The sequence below is a fragment of the Ignavibacteria bacterium genome (genome assembly GCA_013177855.1).
Classification (GTDB): Bacteria; Bacteroidota; Ignavibacteria; order Ch128b; family Ch128b; genus Ch128b.
In genome coordinates this window covers 39,067-54,813 of record JABLYA010000004.1, presented here as the reverse complement: position 1 = coordinate 54,813, position 15,747 = coordinate 39,067, and the positions used below count along the sequence as shown (strand labels likewise).

Genomic DNA, 15,747 nt, shown 5'->3' with positions numbered 1-15,747 from the left:
CAAAGGCTTCTCTATTTATTTAGTGAGAGAATAAATCCTACTCTTGCAAGCCACAGGAGTAGGTCGGGAGCTTTTAATTGAAAAAAGATAAAGGAGTAAAAAACAAACAATGAAACTAACTAAATTTCCACATTATAAATTTTCTTACAGCAATTCATCAAGAAGGCTTATGATTTCTATTACTGAATTATGGGATTTTGAAAATCATAAGCCTAAATATCCAATAATAGGATATAGAGAAGACACTTCTCACACTGGACTTGATTATTATGATGTAATTAATAAAGAAGATTATTGCGGAGTATTATTTGATACTTCAGAAGGAGAAGTTTGGTGTCATATTCCAATTAAGGAGATTGAACAATATGAAAAAAAAACAAGAGAATTGTTATAGAAATTATCGCAAAAAGAAATGAAAAACTCACATACACATCAGAAGGTATAAGTGGTCAGGTATGGTTTCCTTTGTATCCAAATCCTGATGCACTTGAACCTTATGATAGAATAACTGATGCTGTAATGGACATTAATTTTGAAAATAACAAAGTTAGTTCTATAACATATCATTTTGATTTGGAGACTTATACTTATGGTAGACTTGTCACTAAAATCTTTTGCTATGAGATAAAAAGAGAAGATATAAAAGGCGTTTACTTCAAAAATAATTACAGAACTATCTTAGAGTTAAAATATAATCAATGTGAAGAAATAGATTTGTTAATTAATCTATTTGATGTTAATATTCTTAAGTAAAAACTTTGAAAGGAGAAAAACTATGTTTGAAAATAATAATTCCGTTTTTAATGAACCTAAATTAATTAGAAAGTTCATCATAAAGTTCTTGTTTTTACTGTTAAAACTAGTTTCTAATAATAAGAGTTATAATGTTGAATATGATTTGAAATCTAAAGCTAAAATATTAAAACTAACTAAGAATATTGAACTACATGAATATATAAACAGAACAATAGATAAAATAGGCAATTATAGAATTACTGATAAAAATGGCTATCCTACAGATGAATTTTTGTTGTATTTATGTGATTGGGAACCGAATAAAGATTTGTCTTTTATAGGGCTGTTAAAATTGATAAGAGATGAAGCTTGGTGGTGTCCCGAATGGGGATTTATTATAAGAAAAGTTAAAGCCGCTGATAAGGAAGATTATCCAACGATAGATGGTAAATATATACTTGAGCTTCATACTGGTGGTTGGAGTGGTAACGAATTAATAGTAGATTCTATAATGAACAATGTTGACTTATCACATATTGAGTTAAAATTCTATAAGTATATAACTGGTGGTCATTATTATTTTGCTGTTAACAAAAGATGGGATAAAGAGATTAAAAAGTTAGTTGAATAAAAGAAATAAGCTAAAAATATTATGAGGTGAAAAATGATAACCATAAAAGCTTTTTATAAAAACAAGAAGGGAATGTATTCTAATCCTACTGGTAGAAAGAAGTTTTACTACAAAGTAGGTGAAACATATCAAGTAAATAGAGATGAAGTAGAAATATGTTTTTATGGATTTCATGCTTCAGCTAATTGTGATATTAGTGAAACCTTGTTTTATTATGACGTTGGGCATAATACAGTATATTGTTTGGTAGATATTAATGTAATTGAAACTTCAAAAGATAAAGTTGTAGGTGACAAAATAACTATTTTGAGAGAACTAACTTATGACGAGTGTGTAGAATACGATAAAACTGGTGAATGGTGTTTTTATGCTGGACTTTATGGTTTAATAGAACCTTCTAAGCTTGAAGATGCTATAATAAAACTTGACAAAGATGGTTCCTTGTGTTATAAGTTTGCTAGAAGTGTAAAAGGTGCTAATAAAGAAAAACTCACAAATGCAGTTATTAAGAAGGACAAAACTGGCGATGTGTGTTTTGAGCTTGCGGGTGTAGAAGGAGTAGATAGAATAAAATTACTAACTGTAGGATTTAAGAAACTTTTGAAAAATAAGTCAAGTAAGACTACTATTATCTCTATAAATGGTAATGAGTTCAAAGAAGTATTAAAGCAATTAAAACAAGGAAAAACTAATAAAAGGAGTATGAAATGATTAATGAATTTAAAGAATATCAAGATTTACTAGCAGAGATTGTAGCTGCTAATGATAATGATAAGTTACAGGAAGAATTTGATTTAGTAAAAAACAATGCAGTTAATCGTGCAATTAATATTGCTAAAATGTTAGATGCGAAATTTATTGACAAGCATATTGAAATGATAAAGGAAAAGATTGAAGAATTAAGTCAAGAAATGAGTAAACTTGAAAACACCAAGAAGTTCTTCAAAAATCAGTTAGCTAGGTTTGTAAGTATATATGCTGGTAGGTTTATGGAAATAGAGGTAAATGGGCTTAAAAAATATGTAGTAGTTAGTAAGTCTGTTAGAAGAAAAGTAAAAGAAGAATATATTGATTTGTTGAGAGAAGAAGGAAATGTTGGTAATTATACAATTAAATTAACAGCAGATGAATTTAGAAAAGTAATAGAAGTATTTCCTGAATTAAAAGAAAAAGCTAATTACAACGTAGGAGTTGAAGAGCTTGCTAAAAATAATAAAGAAGAGGCTATAGAAACTATTGAAGAACCTACTGTTAAAATTGTTAAAACTAAACCTAAAAATATTGATAATGAAGATATTAATTTATAAATTTGGTTGTAAATATTTATCATAAACAAATTACGGAGTTAAAAATGAAAGTAATGTGTTCCGCAGTAATGCCTCAAGCAGGTAAATATACAATAAAAGAGTTAACAGCAGAAGAATTTGGTGAATTATTAAAAAAACATGCTAATGGTGGTGTTGAATATCATATTGGATTTGAAAATACAGCGTCATTAATAGAAAGAATTACAGGATTACAGATACCAGGGGTTAATAAACAGAGAGTAAGATTTAAAGAACCTAAAGATGAAGCTTTGGTGGTTACATTAAAAGAAGACTTTTATGATAAACATAAAAAACATATAAAGAAAAAATATTTGAAACCAGAAAATTGTAACTTTTGGCATGTAACATATACCTCCACTAACTAAGTGGAGGTATTTTTTTATGGGTATACCCAAAAGTATTGCTAATAATTTTAATAGATTTGAAATTACTGGAGATCATAATATTTTGGTTTTAAGTGATATACATATTCCTTATCACTCTGAACAAGCATTGGAGATTGCTGTTAACAGCGGTAAGAGGAAGAAAATAGATACTGTAATACTTAATGGAGATATAATTGACTGTTATGCAGTATCAAGATGGGAAAGAGACCCAGATAAAAGATTTTTAAGAGATGAAATAATGTTAACAAGAGAGTTTATACATTATCTTAGACAAAAATTTAAAAGCGCAGATATAATATTTAAGTATGGTAACCATGAAGAAAGGTATATTAAATATCTTTATAAAAAGGCTCCAGAACTATTTGGTATATCCGAGATGCAGTTAAAGTCTTTATTACATTTAGACAAATATGGAGTAACTACGTTAGAAAATAAAGAACCTATTAAAGTAAATGAGTTATTTATTTTACATGGTCATGAATATTTTGCAACCTACAATATTGTATCTCCTGCTCGTTCAATTTATAATAAAACTAAAAAGAACACTTTAATAGGACATTATCATCAACCATCTACTTATAGTGAACCTAATTTAGATGGTCATTACATAACCTGTTGGAGCAGTGGATGTTTGAGTAATTTATATCCTGCTTATATGCCATTAAATAAATGGAGTTGGGGATTTGTAGAGTTAGAAACTTATGGACAAAAAGAGTTTAATGTTTTTAACTATCGTATAATCAATAATAAAGTTTATAGGGTTTAATATGTTAAAGTTTGAGAAAGTAGAAGAGAGGTTAATAAAGAAAAAAACTATTTGGAAAGGAGAGAGAGATAGATGGCTAATATATGGTAAAAAATGCGAAACTTATTTTTATAACGATGTAGATGGTACCAAAACGATATTTACATCAGAACAATTAAAAAAAATACAACAGAAATGGGATATACCTGTAAGTATTAATAAAATATATCCTACTGTTAGGCAACAGATTAGTATTCTTTCTAGAACTAAACCTTCTTTTCAAATAGTTTCTTTTGATGAAAAGGCTAAAAAAGAAGTACCTATAAATGAAAATCAAACAGTTGCTGTTAATATATCTACTCTTGTTGATAAAATAGTAAAACATATTTTATATAACAGTCAAGCCGAGCTTGAAGAGGAAGAAATTATTAGAGATGTATTAGTTTATGGTATGGGTATTGCTGGAATAGTAGAATTACCTGAAAGGAAGTTAGGTACATTAGGATTAAAATATAAACGTATTCCTCTTGATAGTATTATACTTGATCCCGATACATTTGAAAGAGACTTATCAGATTTAAGTGGTTATTTTATTGAAAAAGAAATATCATTAGAACAAGCTAAGAGAATTTACGACCCATTGATTAAAGCTATTAACGAAAAGTATAAAGCAGGAGTAAAATGGGAAGATTTTCAAAAATATACTAGTGGTATTGAAGGAAGTCAAAAGTTAACAGCAACTCTTGATGAAAAAGTCTATGTATGTGAATATTTTGACAAAGTATATACTAATATGTACTTTGTAGAGAATATAGACACAGGAGATATACAAAGAGTATTTTTAGAGAATTTAGAAGATTGGCAAAAAGAAATTATAGAGAAAAATGCTATTGATATGGAATTGAATACTTTTGTAAGAAGAAAACTTATGATAGGAGATTATTTAGTATTAGAGCAAATACTCCCTATAACTGATTTCTCTATACAAGCTAAATTTTTTGAATGGGGAGGTAAACCGTATAAGTCTTATGGTATGGTTCACTTTCTTAGAGATATGCAAGATGCATTCACCAAGACTATTCAAAATGCAATAGTAAATGGAATGTTAACTAATAATGCTGGATGGACAGCTCCCAAAGGCAGTATATCTCCAGAAGATAAACAGAAATGGGAAAACTTTGGAAGTTATCCTGGGGTAATAAAGGAATTTATACCTCAAGTTGTAGAAGGAGTGCTGTTAAAACCTGAAAGAGATCAAATATCTAATTTGAGTAACTTCTATCCATTTTTAATGGATACAATTCTTAAAGGAATGGATGAAATAAGTGGTATTAATAACATTTTGAGAGGTGAACCAAGTCCTCAAATAGAAGTATTTTCTACATTAAAGAAACTGGAAGAAATAGCTTCATATAGATTAGAAAGTTTGCTCAATAATATTGTAGTACCTAATAATAAACTTGGTAATGTTTTAGTTGAATATATTATTGCTTATTTAACACCAGAAGATACGTTGGTATTTGCTGATCCAAGAACAAGAGATGGAATAATTTATTTTCAAGCTACCAGGGAATGGTTAAAAGATTTTAAATTAGCTAAATATTATGTTATTTCTATACCTGGTGAAGGATTACCTACAAAGAGACTAAGCCAAGCAAGTGAATTATTCAAAATTAGTCAAAATACATCTGATCCTTATATGCGTAATGCATTTATGAAGAAAGCCTTTGAGTTAAGTGATATAGGTGATTTTGATGATTTAATGCAAGAAATAGATTTTGCTAAACAGTTAGAAGGACAAGTACAACAATTACGGGAAATGGTAAATAGACTAAAGGAAATAAATAAACAGTTAGAAAATAGAATTATAAGAGCAGAAATTGACAATAAGGTGCTGTTAAATATGTTGAAACAAAGTAAAGAAGAGGAAGAAACCGAAAATCCAGCTACTAATATAACTTCACTTGAAAAACTTTACGGAGGAAACACTACTCAAAGTATTATTAATACAGAAACTTGACAAATAATCAAACAATAATTAAATTAGGAGTAGAGCTATGATAGTTGATAATATGTCCACAATTCCCGAAGGGAATGTTCCTTCAGATACTGGTAATCAGGAACCAGACATTATGTCAGTTTTTGATGTACCAGCGGAGGGACAGCAACCGTTAGGGGATCAAGGGATCGAAAGTTCTTTGACTATAAATACTGACGATACTTCTGCTGCTCAAGCAAGTTTAACAGCAGAAGAAATTGATCCTAGATTTGCTAACCTGCCGAAAGCAGAAGCACTTCTAAGGACATACCAATCTCGTTATGATAAACTTTATAGCGAACATCAAAAGATAGCAGCAGAAATAGAAGAATATCGTCAGTATAAACAGTTAATTGATCAGCTTCTTACTGATGATGAAGTATTGGAAGCGTTTGTTTATAAACGTAAACCAGATTTAGTTAAAGAAAGAGATATTACAGAAATTATTAAAGCTAAAATGCGAGAAGAATTTGGTGATTATAAACCAACCAGAGAAGAAGCTGAGGAAGACCCTGGCGGTAAAGCTTGGCTATATTACAAGCGTTTAGATGAATTGTATAACGAATACAGGAACAAAAGTAGTAAGGCTCAATCTTTTGAAGAAATATTAAAAAGAAAAGCTGAAGAAGAAGCTCGAAGAGAAAAAATAGTTCAAGAAGAAATCAATAAAGTTAAACAGGCAATGCGATGGACAGATGAACAATTAATAGCATTTAGAGATTGGGCTGCTAAATTGACACCATTGGATTTAGCCAAAATTTATAATTACGCTGTTAGAACATTTAGGGTACCTCAAGCTTCAGGAATATCTGGTTCTACATCACCAAGTTCAACTCCAAGAGAAGAATTTTTAAGATCATTAAAGACAAGATAATAAATTATAGGAGTTTACTATGGGTGATTTATATAAGGCTAATCCAAGTCAATTTGGTGGTTTTACTCTTCCATATCCTGGAAGTAGTTCTGCTGGATATTATCAGCAATCATTAAACCTTCCTTATACTTTAGGAAGAAGTATACTTGCCACTATTCCCGAATATCAACGTAACCCTTTTCAGTTCGAAAAGGATATGGCGGTGACAGTAATTGCTGAAGGTCGTGCAAATATGATGAGAATAATACTTGAGCAATTAGAAAGAGGTGATGGTTTTACAGTTAATGATGTAAGATATAGGTTTCCTGTTGAAGTTGAACCTAATCAGAGAATTTATTTAGCCCCTCAAGTAGTTGCTGCTGTTAACAGCAAAGGAATTACTAAAATTAAAATCGAAAGTAATAAAAACAAAATTGCAACAGCTCATCCAGATGGAAATGTTAAACAGGTTGGTGATATTGCTAGACTAGAAGTAGGACAATTTATTCTATTAATGTTTTCATGGGTAGAACCTAGAAGAACAGCTGCTGTTAGTGGTTTTTCTTGTGTATATTATAATCCTGCTGCACATCCATCTGCACCAGTTCCTGAAATTGCTAAGATTGTAGATATTGATTATGAAGCTGGTACAATTACAGTACTTAGGCATTGGGCTGGTGATAGAAGAGGTTCGTTTACATATTCAAATGCTAAAGTTCCTGGTTTTGAAGTAATTGCTTCTGGTACAGCTACCTGGGGTGTCTCAAATGTAAAGGTTCCACAAAAATTTGCGTTTATTATTCCAATGGCTAAAGCAATGAAAGAAGATGAGATTGATGCTAAAATTAGGACTTATACTGGTACATGGGCAGATGGAATTTTACAAAGAAATTTATTTGCATTTGGTTCTCAGAACTTTGCCGAAGTTGTCAGTAAGAACTTAGGACTTCCATCTCCAATGGCTAGAACAAGAGAACAGGCTATTAAAGATTTCTTTGATACTTGGGAAAAAACTGCAATATTTGGTGAAGCTTCAGAATATTTTGATCCAGAGACTGGCTATTGGATAGGTACAACTGATGGAGTATTGGCTAAAATACCTAAATCACATTACATTGCTATCAAAGGTATTGATTGGTCACAAGGATTTAATGCTGGTAACTATAATTCATTTGGAACATTTAATGTCTACGTATTTAACAAATTCTTACAAGGAAAAGCCTATTATGGTTCACAAACAAAGACATTAGTATGTGGTGCTGATTTCTATACATCATTTGTAACTATGATTAACTTTATGACACAAAATGTTCCTGATATCAAGAGTGATTGGAGAGTTACTGGTAAATCTTTCACTACTTCTGATGGACTGACTGTTAATGTAATTCCTTCTGATGCTATGACACTTAATGGAATGAGAAACATGGCTATACTATATGATCCTCAATATTTCAAACCAGTTAAATTAAATAATTATCCTACTATGGATTTAATTACAGTTAACAACGAAAACCCACTTAAAATGAATGGATTTGTTCATGGTGTTAAAGGGTTTATTGATCTTAATCCTGATGCACATTGGGTATTTACAGTAGTTGATAAGGTATTGCCAGATGGAACTGATAATTCTTCGTTGTATAATAGTATTGACCCATTAGGACAACCATTAGAATAAGGAGTTGAGATATGATTACAAAACTTATTAGAGTAGCAACAGAAAAGCTTACTAGTGTTGAAGACGATTTACTAGTATATCAAGGTGGTACAGTAGCAAGCGCTATTAATGCTACAAGTACTTACTTACCATGTGGTATGAATAAGCCATTGACAGTTATTATAGCACCTGTAGTTGATAGTGATGCTGATAATTCTAAATTGGCAGGTTGGCAGGTAAGTAGTTTAGAAACTTTAAGCGAAGTTTCTAACTTACCAGCATGGGCTGCAAGTACTGCTTACAAACTAGATCAAATTGTGTCAAATAATGATAAAGCCTATATATGTGTTAAAGCTCATACTAGTGGTTCTTCTTTTGATCCCACTAAATGGAAAGAATTAAGAGAAAAAACATTTCTTAAAATTAATCATCAAGCTGCTGGTGCTGGTAAATTAGTTAAGGTTGCGTACTTGATATTAGGGTACGATCTCGGGTAACCATATACCAAAGGGAGGGATAAACCCTCCCTGTTTTATTATATAACAGAGGAGTGTCTATGAAGGTTAAAGATTTAGATAAATCTTTATCGCTTAAACTAGGTGATCCAGTAGATAACTGTTCTGATGGTAAGATATTTTCATGGCAAGATAGGTTAGGATATTTACGCAGAGCTTATAGTAGACTAAGACGTAATTTGAAATGGTTAATGCGTAGTTATGCACCTAAATTTGCTAAATCACTGGATTACATTGAAGTAGATAATGTTAACAGCACTGGACAGAATATTAAAGTAGTAATTAATGATAAAGAAGTTATTCTAACTAATGTATATGAATTATATGCTACCATAGAAATAGGTGGAGAGAAAGTAATAACTAACTGTAAATATGTTAATCCAGAAAGTTTTTTGTCTATCAAGTATGGTAAGAATATTAACTATAAACCAGTAGTAAACAGTGAAGAACAAAACGTATTTTTTACAATATTTAGCAACTCTATTTATCTACTTCCAGAAGGTGGTAATTTCAGTTATGAAAGATTAGAAATAATACTAGAACAAGATACAGTTTTATTTAGTGACCCTGAAGAAGAAGTAAATATTCCCAATGATTATGTGGATATGTTTATTGAGTATGCTGCTAACGAAGGAATGCAAGACTTAGGTAGAAGTGATAAATTCCAGTTATATACTGTTGATATGAATAATCAATTAGCTTCTGCTAAGGCATTTGCTGATTTACTTGAAACTAAAGAAGGAAGTAATATAAATGACAGATAAGGAGTTAATAGCAGAAATAGCAATAAAATGTAATGATCCACAGTTTAAAGATTTTCCTGAAAATATTTATGTTAGAGAACTATTAAGAGCTAAAAGGAAAATAGCATTAAAATATAGAGTAGCTACAAGATTATATACTTTCACTAAAAACAATGAAGAAAATGATAACGAAGATATTAGATTAAATATTCCAGGTTTCTTAGGAGAATATAGAGTTAAAGTAAATAAAGCTGAGTATCATAGATCAGAAGATAATGAAAAACTTTCTGATTTAACATACAAATTAGAAATATTAGATGGAGATATAATATTTAACTACTATCCTAGAAATAAAAATGATTTAATTAAAATCTATTATACTGCTACTTTTGATAATGAAGAAAACGAAAATATTCAACCTATACTACCACCTGAATTTGAAGAAGAAGTTATTAATTACACAGTATTAGAAATAGCTAAGTTAGGTTTAGCTAAATTTTCTGATCCCAAGTCTGAAGGTTTCTTAAAGTATTCTAATTTAATTAAACTATATGGAGATACAAGATTAAAATCTGAGTTATTGAAAAATACTCAAGGTGAGTTTATAGTAATAAGTCCAAGAAGTGTAATATGAGAATACAAGTAAAAGACATAGTAGATTATATACAGTCAATTGGAAACTATAATGAAGATGTTATAACTGATGCTATTAACTATGTTTATGATAGACTAAATCTTTATAAAACAGATTTCATGGAATGGAAAAGATTTGTAGATTATAATGGAAACACAGTAGAACCATATCAAAAAGCAAGTTTAGATGATTTAATTAATTATGTGAATAGATTATCTAGATATAAATTGGAAAACTTTAGTTTAGATAAATATCCACTACTACTACTAAAAATAGCTATGTTAATAGCATCACAAAAAGTAGTTGATTTAGTAGGAGAAGAGTATTATAAGTTTGAAAGTTTAATTAGTGAATTGTATATTGAAGTAAACTTAAATGTAGTTAATGATATTGGTGAATTACAATTACAGAATTTTGATAAATATGATATTCAAAAAAGTATAAGTTTTAATTACTTTTATCAATCTCAAAAACCTGTAACTGTTAATTGTAAACTAAATTGGAACTTATTAAATGATTTTAAAAACGTAAATCATACTAGGAGTATAGATATGTTATTCGATATAACATCTATAAGTGATTATTCGAAATTATTATATCTTGATTTAGATGTAGAATGTATTGATTATACTGGTAATGTATTAAGTGTATATAATGAGTTAAGTGATTATATTAGTGTATCAAAAGATATAAGAACTATTGAAGAAACAGTAAGTAGTAATTTGGAAACCGATTTAGATGGTCAAACAAGTAATTATAATCCGACTATTTAACTGGAGGAAGTATGAACCCATATTTTAGAGTTGAAGTAGAAACTAAAAAAGGAATTCAATCTTATGCTCAATCTATATTAGACGTGCAATTAACTACTGAGTTAAAAGATATTAATGGAAATGTAAAGTACACTATAAGTAAGGGTATAGATAGTTTTGTATCTAATTTTGTTAAGGTACTAGGATATTTATTTGGAATAGTAGATAGTGGAAGTTTAAAAGAAACTAATGGAGATGTTACTGCTTTAGATGTTGGATATTTAACAGCAGTTGAAAGTTCTATAGCTTCTAGTGTTTCTAATTTTGGAATTCATTTTGGAGACACTACAGGTAGTTCTTCTGGATTAGTTATTAATGGTTCGATTAATTTTGATAGAGTTTTATCTTCTGATTATAGTTTAAACAAAAGATTTAGTACATCTTCTGTATTATATAGTAATACTGTAGTTTCTTTACAAGACCCTTCCACATTGATTATAACTCGAACATTAATTAATGATAATACCAGTCAATCTGTTTATGTAAACGAAATAGGTTTAGTAGGTAAATATGTTACAAACGAAACATCGTATGTACTACTTGCAAGAGACTTTATTGTAAACTCAGTAGGTGAAAAGATAGAAGTACCTCCAAACTACTTACTAACTGTTAAATATGAAATTAAAGCTAAATCTAATAACAGTTATACAAATAACTTTATATCGATTTTATATGGACTGTTAACGGCAAATAATAATGTAACCTTAAAGGCTGTAAATGGTAGTAATGTTACTTTGAATTTATCTTCTGATATATTTAATAAAGTAGATTTAAATTCTGGTGCTAATAGTAAGACTGAAGGTATAGTTCTTAATGGTAGACAGTCTGGAACACAATTCTTAGTTACTCCTGTTAGTTATTCATTACCTAATCCATTAATAGATACTAATTTAAGTTATTACGCCACTACTAACCTAAATAGTGATTTAAGTACTAAAGTAGGTATATCAAGAATATTTGAAAATCTTAATACAAGTAGTGTAATTTATGCTGTTAATGGTCTTGGAGTTATAGGTACTGTAGGGGTTTCAAATAAAGTGTTAATAGTAGGTGCACAATTAAGTGGAGATTTTATTGGAGGTACACTTGCTATTAAACCATTACAGTTGGCTAAAATATCTTTCTATTTTAACTTTCCAGCTGTAAGAGATAAATTAACTTCTTCAAGTACTATTTGAAGGTGATTTATGTTTGGATTACCAGTAGTACACGTACCAATATTTATTGAAGGCGTTGAGGCTTATATAATAGCAATAGATTTTAATTTACTTAACTTAAAATCTGTTAGTTCAGTGATTGCTATTAACGAAGCTACAAGTTTAGTGAAAACAATTACTACAGAGACTTCTCTAGAGGATATGACCAAAAGTATAAATAGTACAGAGATAGAATTTGCTTTTTATAATTCAGGAGATGCTATATATCTCTTTTTTAATAAAACTATATTCCCATATAATCAAAATACTAAGTTCATATTAACAGGAATACGTAGTGCAATACCTATTACAAGTAAAGATGACTATTTAGATATACCAGAAGAATACTTAGAATTGTTTATCTATTATGTTAATAAATATGTTAATCTACTTTCTAACAGAAGAGTAAATCCAGATATAGACCTTGCTATTAACAATTTAGAATATAAATTGAGGGAGAATAAACAATGATTTTTATTTCTGATACTAATTTACATGAGAATTTAAATGTTAATACGATAGATTTTATAGACTATACTCAATTTGCTGTATTGGAAACTGCTAATGAAAAACATGAAGGGACGCTCAAGTTAGCGGATCCAGGCGGTAATTGTGTAATATTTCCACCTGGATTTAGGTTAATAGCAGCTGTAACTAAATTACAGTTGTTAAATGGAGCTATAGTTTGTTATTGAGGTTAATATGAGTTTGTTTTTTAGAACATTTTTTTATGATATAAAGACATTTAATATTTTAAGATATCTAAAACTAGAAAGATATTGGTCACAGTTAAATCGTAAATGGGCACAATACTAGGAGTGTGATATGGGTATTAACACAAGTAAAGATTTAACTAATAAAACTCCTTCTAATAGTTATAAAGATTTAGTTCATTTTGGTAATAATAATCAAGGATTATCTGATAGTACATTAGTTAGACTATCAGATGGGAGAGGTAATGAACTACCAATTCTAATAAGAAAAGATAAAGTAGTAGTAAAACCTACAGATAGCAATGGAGATATATTAGTTATAGAAGATTTGTCAGGTAATACACTGCTTACAGTTGATGCTGTTAACAAAAGAATTACAGCAGGTACTGGAGTAAAGTTTGTAGGTGATGGTAGTTTACTTAGTGGAATTACAGGGGCTACTGGAGGAGTTTCTAATACTGGTTCTACCAATATTGTAGCTGATAGTGATGCTAATGGTAGCGGAGATATTACATTCTCTATTGGATCAACTGAAATAGCTAGAATAGTTAATAATGGAAGTGGAACTGGTGGAGGTTGGTTAATAAAATCGTTAACAGTATTACCTACACCTGCTGGTAATGATTTTGTACTGGGTAATAAATCTAAAACACCTACTGTTAAAACAGCTGATAGCGAAAAGAGAATACAACTTATTGAAGACAATAATTCTGGCGATGTTAGTGGTTATTGGTTTGATGGAGTTGATGATTATGTGCAAGTTGCAGACAATGATAATCTGGATTTTGGAACAGGCAACTTTAGCTTAGAAGTCTATTTTAAGACAGGCGTAAATATTCCTTCGGGGAGTTTGGTATTGTTGGATAAAAGTGATTATTTTAACAATGGATATTCTTTGTTTTACAATCAAACATATTTTAGATTTAATATTGATGATGGAACAACCTATTCTTTAATTTCCACACAAGTTCCTCAACCAAATAAGTTATATCATTTAGTAGCAGTTAAATCTGGCAATATAATATTTCTATATATTAATGGTATATTGGAAGGAACACTCAATTGCCCCAATAATACTATATCTAATAGTTATCCTCTGCAATTTAATCGCACTGGAACTGGGACAGCATTAGGTAACCATAAATTATTCTTCGCAAGATTATATAATCGTGCATTAACTCAATCTGAAGTGATAGAGCTTTACAACAACGGCAATCCATTAGCTTATGTATTGCCTTATGCAGATAGAAGGGCAAGTCAAAATGGATTAGTTACAGGTGATAATAGCACATTTGATAGTGATACTGGGTTCTGGTATAAAGGAACTGGATGGTCTATATCTGGGGGCAAGGCTATTGCTAACTATGTTAATATAACTGTATTATCAGCGAACATATTACAAGTTGGTAAGAGGTATAGAGTTAAATTTACGATTGGTGATTATAGTGGTTCTGGTGATTGTGGAATTTCTACTGATAGGTTTACAAATATAACAATGATACAAGGGTCTGATATTAGAGCATCTGGTAATGGAACAATAGAGTTTATTGGTGAAGCTTTAACCACAGCATTAGATTTTTATGGTAGAACAACAAATTATTTCACCATAGATAATGTTGAATGTTACCAAGTTGGCAGTGTTGCTGAATATCTACCACAAAATGCAGGTGCAATGGGTTGGTTAGAAAGTCAGAATGGATTACACGGAACTACTTATGGTAATCCTATTGCTTTAGCAGGATATAGAGATTATAAATCTGGTATATCAATAACGACTGTGCAGTTGGTTAACACTCAGAAAGCAAATCATAACTTAAAGCAAGTAATTGTTAAGAATAATTATGCTGGAACTAATACGATATATTTAGGGACAACTACAAATGCGAACGAATTAATTAATGGTGTGAATATAGGTGATGGTGAGACTAAGGTAATTGATGTTAATAGTTTCACAACTTCAACAAGAAGCTTATATGTTAAAGCTGGGAATTCAAATATAGATATAATTTTAGTTTATGATAAAATAATGTAAGGAGAAGTAATATGACCAATATATTTGATTTAACAGAACCTATTGAAGGATTTACTAAATGTGCAGTTAACTTTCAAATAGATGATGAACATTACAACTGTGATTTAGGAGAAATAGTAGTAGAAAATGAAGAAGAAAGATTTGTACCATATTATACTAGTGCCGTTATACACAAAGAGAATATTGTTGGTTTAGAAGAATTACAGGAATAAAATATGTCAGAATATATCAAAATAGTAGAGAATTTCAGTATAACTGCTGTTACACTTGGTATGTTGATATATTATGTTCAATATTTATTAAAACAACATAAGAAAGAAAGAGATGAATGGAGAGAAGAAAATCAAAAGAATTTAGATAATATGACTAGAGTAATTAAAGAGAATACAGATGTACTTTCTGGGTTAAAATCATTACTTGAGAGTATTGACAGACGCATTAAATAAGGAGTTAATATGCTCGCTTTTTCATTATATACTTTATCTACAATATTTAGTTTTTTAATTGGAATGGAGTTTTATAAAAGTAAAAATGGATATTTAAGATGGTTAACAGCACATTTATTTTTTGCATATTCAATTGGATTAGGATTTAGAGCTATATCATTTCTATTTGAAACAGAAACACTTATACAGATTTATGATTTTTGGGGTGTATTATCAGTGCTGTTAACTACTGTAGCTACTATTGTCTATTATATTTACATAAAAGTATTTTTCAATAATAAGTAGG

General features: G+C 29.7%; 21 protein-coding genes. All 21 read left to right on the top strand.

Annotated elements, in window-relative coordinates; genetic code table 11:
* Window positions 1-109: 109 nt before the first annotated feature.
* The 21 genes from HPY57_13245 (at window position 110) to HPY57_13145 (ending at window position 15,746) form a co-directional block, all read left to right on the top strand.
* Window positions 110-394 carry a hypothetical protein gene (locus HPY57_13245; protein NPV12746.1) on the top strand — a complete coding sequence of 95 codons (285 nt, stop codon included), beginning with the start codon at window positions 110-112 and terminating at the stop codon, window positions 392-394.
* 71 nt (window positions 395-465) lie between these two features.
* Window positions 466-753, top strand: coding sequence for a hypothetical protein (locus HPY57_13240; protein NPV12745.1), 288 nt, complete (start codon window positions 466-468; stop codon window positions 751-753).
* 22 nt (window positions 754-775) lie between these two features.
* Complete coding sequence (locus HPY57_13235; protein ID NPV12744.1) at window positions 776-1,366, top strand: hypothetical protein; 591 nt, start codon at window positions 776-778, stop codon at window positions 1,364-1,366.
* A gap of 33 nt (window positions 1,367-1,399) precedes the next feature.
* Window positions 1,400-2,077: a hypothetical protein gene (locus HPY57_13230; GenBank protein ID NPV12743.1), complete on the top strand. Its 678-nt coding sequence runs from the start codon at window positions 1,400-1,402 to the stop codon at window positions 2,075-2,077.
* Window positions 2,074-2,673: a hypothetical protein gene (locus tag HPY57_13225; protein NPV12742.1), complete on the top strand. Its 600-nt coding sequence runs from the start codon at window positions 2,074-2,076 to the stop codon at window positions 2,671-2,673. The genes HPY57_13230 and HPY57_13225 overlap by 4 nt, the downstream gene beginning before the upstream one ends.
* A gap of 44 nt (window positions 2,674-2,717) precedes the next feature.
* The gene (locus HPY57_13220; protein ID NPV12741.1) at window positions 2,718-3,059 is read left to right on the top strand and encodes a DUF1874 domain-containing protein; all 342 of its coding nucleotides are present in this window, start codon (window positions 2,718-2,720) and stop codon (window positions 3,057-3,059) included.
* Between the two features lie 16 nt (window positions 3,060-3,075).
* Window positions 3,076-3,846 (top strand): hypothetical protein, encoded by a 771-nt coding sequence (locus tag HPY57_13215; GenBank protein NPV12740.1) that lies wholly within the window; start codon window positions 3,076-3,078, stop codon window positions 3,844-3,846.
* Window position 3,847: 1 nt separating this feature from the next.
* Window positions 3,848-5,845, top strand: coding sequence for a hypothetical protein (locus tag HPY57_13210; GenBank protein ID NPV12739.1), 1,998 nt, complete (start codon window positions 3,848-3,850; stop codon window positions 5,843-5,845).
* A gap of 37 nt (window positions 5,846-5,882) precedes the next feature.
* On the top strand, window positions 5,883-6,737 hold the full coding sequence (locus HPY57_13205) for a hypothetical protein (protein ID NPV12738.1): 855 nt from the start codon (window positions 5,883-5,885) through the stop codon (window positions 6,735-6,737).
* Window positions 6,738-6,756: 19 nt separating this feature from the next.
* Window positions 6,757-8,391 (top strand): hypothetical protein, encoded by a 1,635-nt coding sequence (locus tag HPY57_13200; protein NPV12737.1) that lies wholly within the window; start codon window positions 6,757-6,759, stop codon window positions 8,389-8,391.
* A gap of 11 nt (window positions 8,392-8,402) precedes the next feature.
* Window positions 8,403-8,867 (top strand): hypothetical protein, encoded by a 465-nt coding sequence (locus HPY57_13195; GenBank protein ID NPV12736.1) that lies wholly within the window; start codon window positions 8,403-8,405, stop codon window positions 8,865-8,867.
* 59 nt (window positions 8,868-8,926) lie between these two features.
* Complete coding sequence (locus tag HPY57_13190; GenBank protein ID NPV12735.1) at window positions 8,927-9,649, top strand: hypothetical protein; 723 nt, start codon at window positions 8,927-8,929, stop codon at window positions 9,647-9,649.
* The gene (locus tag HPY57_13185) at window positions 9,639-10,262 is read left to right on the top strand and encodes a hypothetical protein (protein ID NPV12734.1); all 624 of its coding nucleotides are present in this window, start codon (window positions 9,639-9,641) and stop codon (window positions 10,260-10,262) included. The genes HPY57_13190 and HPY57_13185 overlap by 11 nt, the downstream gene beginning before the upstream one ends.
* Entirely contained in the window at window positions 10,259-11,035 is a 777-nt protein-coding gene (locus HPY57_13180; protein ID NPV12733.1) for a hypothetical protein, read from the top strand. The genes HPY57_13185 and HPY57_13180 overlap by 4 nt, the downstream gene beginning before the upstream one ends.
* Before the next feature lie 11 nt (window positions 11,036-11,046).
* On the top strand, window positions 11,047-12,252 hold the full coding sequence (locus tag HPY57_13175) for a hypothetical protein (GenBank protein NPV12732.1): 1,206 nt from the start codon (window positions 11,047-11,049) through the stop codon (window positions 12,250-12,252).
* A 9-nt stretch (window positions 12,253-12,261) separates the two neighbouring features.
* Window positions 12,262-12,741, top strand: coding sequence for a hypothetical protein (locus HPY57_13170; protein NPV12731.1), 480 nt, complete (start codon window positions 12,262-12,264; stop codon window positions 12,739-12,741).
* Complete coding sequence (locus HPY57_13165; protein NPV12730.1) at window positions 12,738-12,965, top strand: hypothetical protein; 228 nt, start codon at window positions 12,738-12,740, stop codon at window positions 12,963-12,965. The genes HPY57_13170 and HPY57_13165 overlap by 4 nt, the downstream gene beginning before the upstream one ends.
* A 130-nt stretch (window positions 12,966-13,095) precedes the next feature.
* Window positions 13,096-15,015, top strand: coding sequence for a LamG domain-containing protein (locus tag HPY57_13160; GenBank protein NPV12729.1), 1,920 nt, complete (start codon window positions 13,096-13,098; stop codon window positions 15,013-15,015).
* 11 nt (window positions 15,016-15,026) lie between these two features.
* Window positions 15,027-15,227 (top strand): hypothetical protein, encoded by a 201-nt coding sequence (locus tag HPY57_13155; GenBank protein NPV12728.1) that lies wholly within the window; start codon window positions 15,027-15,029, stop codon window positions 15,225-15,227.
* Window positions 15,228-15,230: 3 nt separating this feature from the next.
* The gene (locus HPY57_13150; protein ID NPV12727.1) at window positions 15,231-15,461 is read left to right on the top strand and encodes a hypothetical protein; all 231 of its coding nucleotides are present in this window, start codon (window positions 15,231-15,233) and stop codon (window positions 15,459-15,461) included.
* 9 nt (window positions 15,462-15,470) lie between these two features.
* Window positions 15,471-15,746 carry a hypothetical protein gene (locus tag HPY57_13145; GenBank protein NPV12726.1) on the top strand — a complete coding sequence of 92 codons (276 nt, stop codon included), beginning with the start codon at window positions 15,471-15,473 and terminating at the stop codon, window positions 15,744-15,746.
* Window position 15,747: the final 1 nt, after the last annotated feature.

What these genes read in the sequence shown, in the direction of transcription:
- HPY57_13245 (NPV12746.1), top strand. Translation starts at nt 110, where the DNA reads ATGAAACTAACTAAATTTCCACATTATAAATTTTCTTACAGCAATTCA.
- HPY57_13235 (NPV12744.1), top strand. Translation starts at nt 776, where the DNA reads ATGTTTGAAAATAATAATTCCGTTTTTAATGAACCTAAATTAATTAGA.
- HPY57_13230 (NPV12743.1), top strand. Translation starts at nt 1,400, where the DNA reads ATGATAACCATAAAAGCTTTTTATAAAAACAAGAAGGGAATGTATTCT.
- HPY57_13225 (NPV12742.1), top strand. Translation starts at nt 2,074, where the DNA reads ATGATTAATGAATTTAAAGAATATCAAGATTTACTAGCAGAGATTGTA.
- HPY57_13220 (NPV12741.1), top strand. Translation starts at nt 2,718, where the DNA reads ATGAAAGTAATGTGTTCCGCAGTAATGCCTCAAGCAGGTAAATATACA.
- HPY57_13215 (NPV12740.1), top strand. Translation starts at nt 3,076, where the DNA reads ATGGGTATACCCAAAAGTATTGCTAATAATTTTAATAGATTTGAAATT.
- HPY57_13210 (NPV12739.1), top strand. Translation starts at nt 3,848, where the DNA reads ATGTTAAAGTTTGAGAAAGTAGAAGAGAGGTTAATAAAGAAAAAAACT.
- HPY57_13205 (NPV12738.1), top strand. Translation starts at nt 5,883, where the DNA reads ATGATAGTTGATAATATGTCCACAATTCCCGAAGGGAATGTTCCTTCA.
- HPY57_13200 (NPV12737.1), top strand. Translation starts at nt 6,757, where the DNA reads ATGGGTGATTTATATAAGGCTAATCCAAGTCAATTTGGTGGTTTTACT.
- HPY57_13195 (NPV12736.1), top strand. Translation starts at nt 8,403, where the DNA reads ATGATTACAAAACTTATTAGAGTAGCAACAGAAAAGCTTACTAGTGTT.
- HPY57_13190 (NPV12735.1), top strand. Translation starts at nt 8,927, where the DNA reads ATGAAGGTTAAAGATTTAGATAAATCTTTATCGCTTAAACTAGGTGAT.
- HPY57_13185 (NPV12734.1), top strand. Translation starts at nt 9,639, where the DNA reads ATGACAGATAAGGAGTTAATAGCAGAAATAGCAATAAAATGTAATGAT.
- HPY57_13180 (NPV12733.1), top strand. Translation starts at nt 10,259, where the DNA reads ATGAGAATACAAGTAAAAGACATAGTAGATTATATACAGTCAATTGGA.
- HPY57_13175 (NPV12732.1), top strand. Translation starts at nt 11,047, where the DNA reads ATGAACCCATATTTTAGAGTTGAAGTAGAAACTAAAAAAGGAATTCAA.
- HPY57_13170 (NPV12731.1), top strand. Translation starts at nt 12,262, where the DNA reads ATGTTTGGATTACCAGTAGTACACGTACCAATATTTATTGAAGGCGTT.
- HPY57_13165 (NPV12730.1), top strand. Translation starts at nt 12,738, where the DNA reads ATGATTTTTATTTCTGATACTAATTTACATGAGAATTTAAATGTTAAT.
- HPY57_13160 (NPV12729.1), top strand. Translation starts at nt 13,096, where the DNA reads ATGGGTATTAACACAAGTAAAGATTTAACTAATAAAACTCCTTCTAAT.
- HPY57_13155 (NPV12728.1), top strand. Translation starts at nt 15,027, where the DNA reads ATGACCAATATATTTGATTTAACAGAACCTATTGAAGGATTTACTAAA.
- HPY57_13150 (NPV12727.1), top strand. Translation starts at nt 15,231, where the DNA reads ATGTCAGAATATATCAAAATAGTAGAGAATTTCAGTATAACTGCTGTT.
- HPY57_13145 (NPV12726.1), top strand. Translation starts at nt 15,471, where the DNA reads ATGCTCGCTTTTTCATTATATACTTTATCTACAATATTTAGTTTTTTA.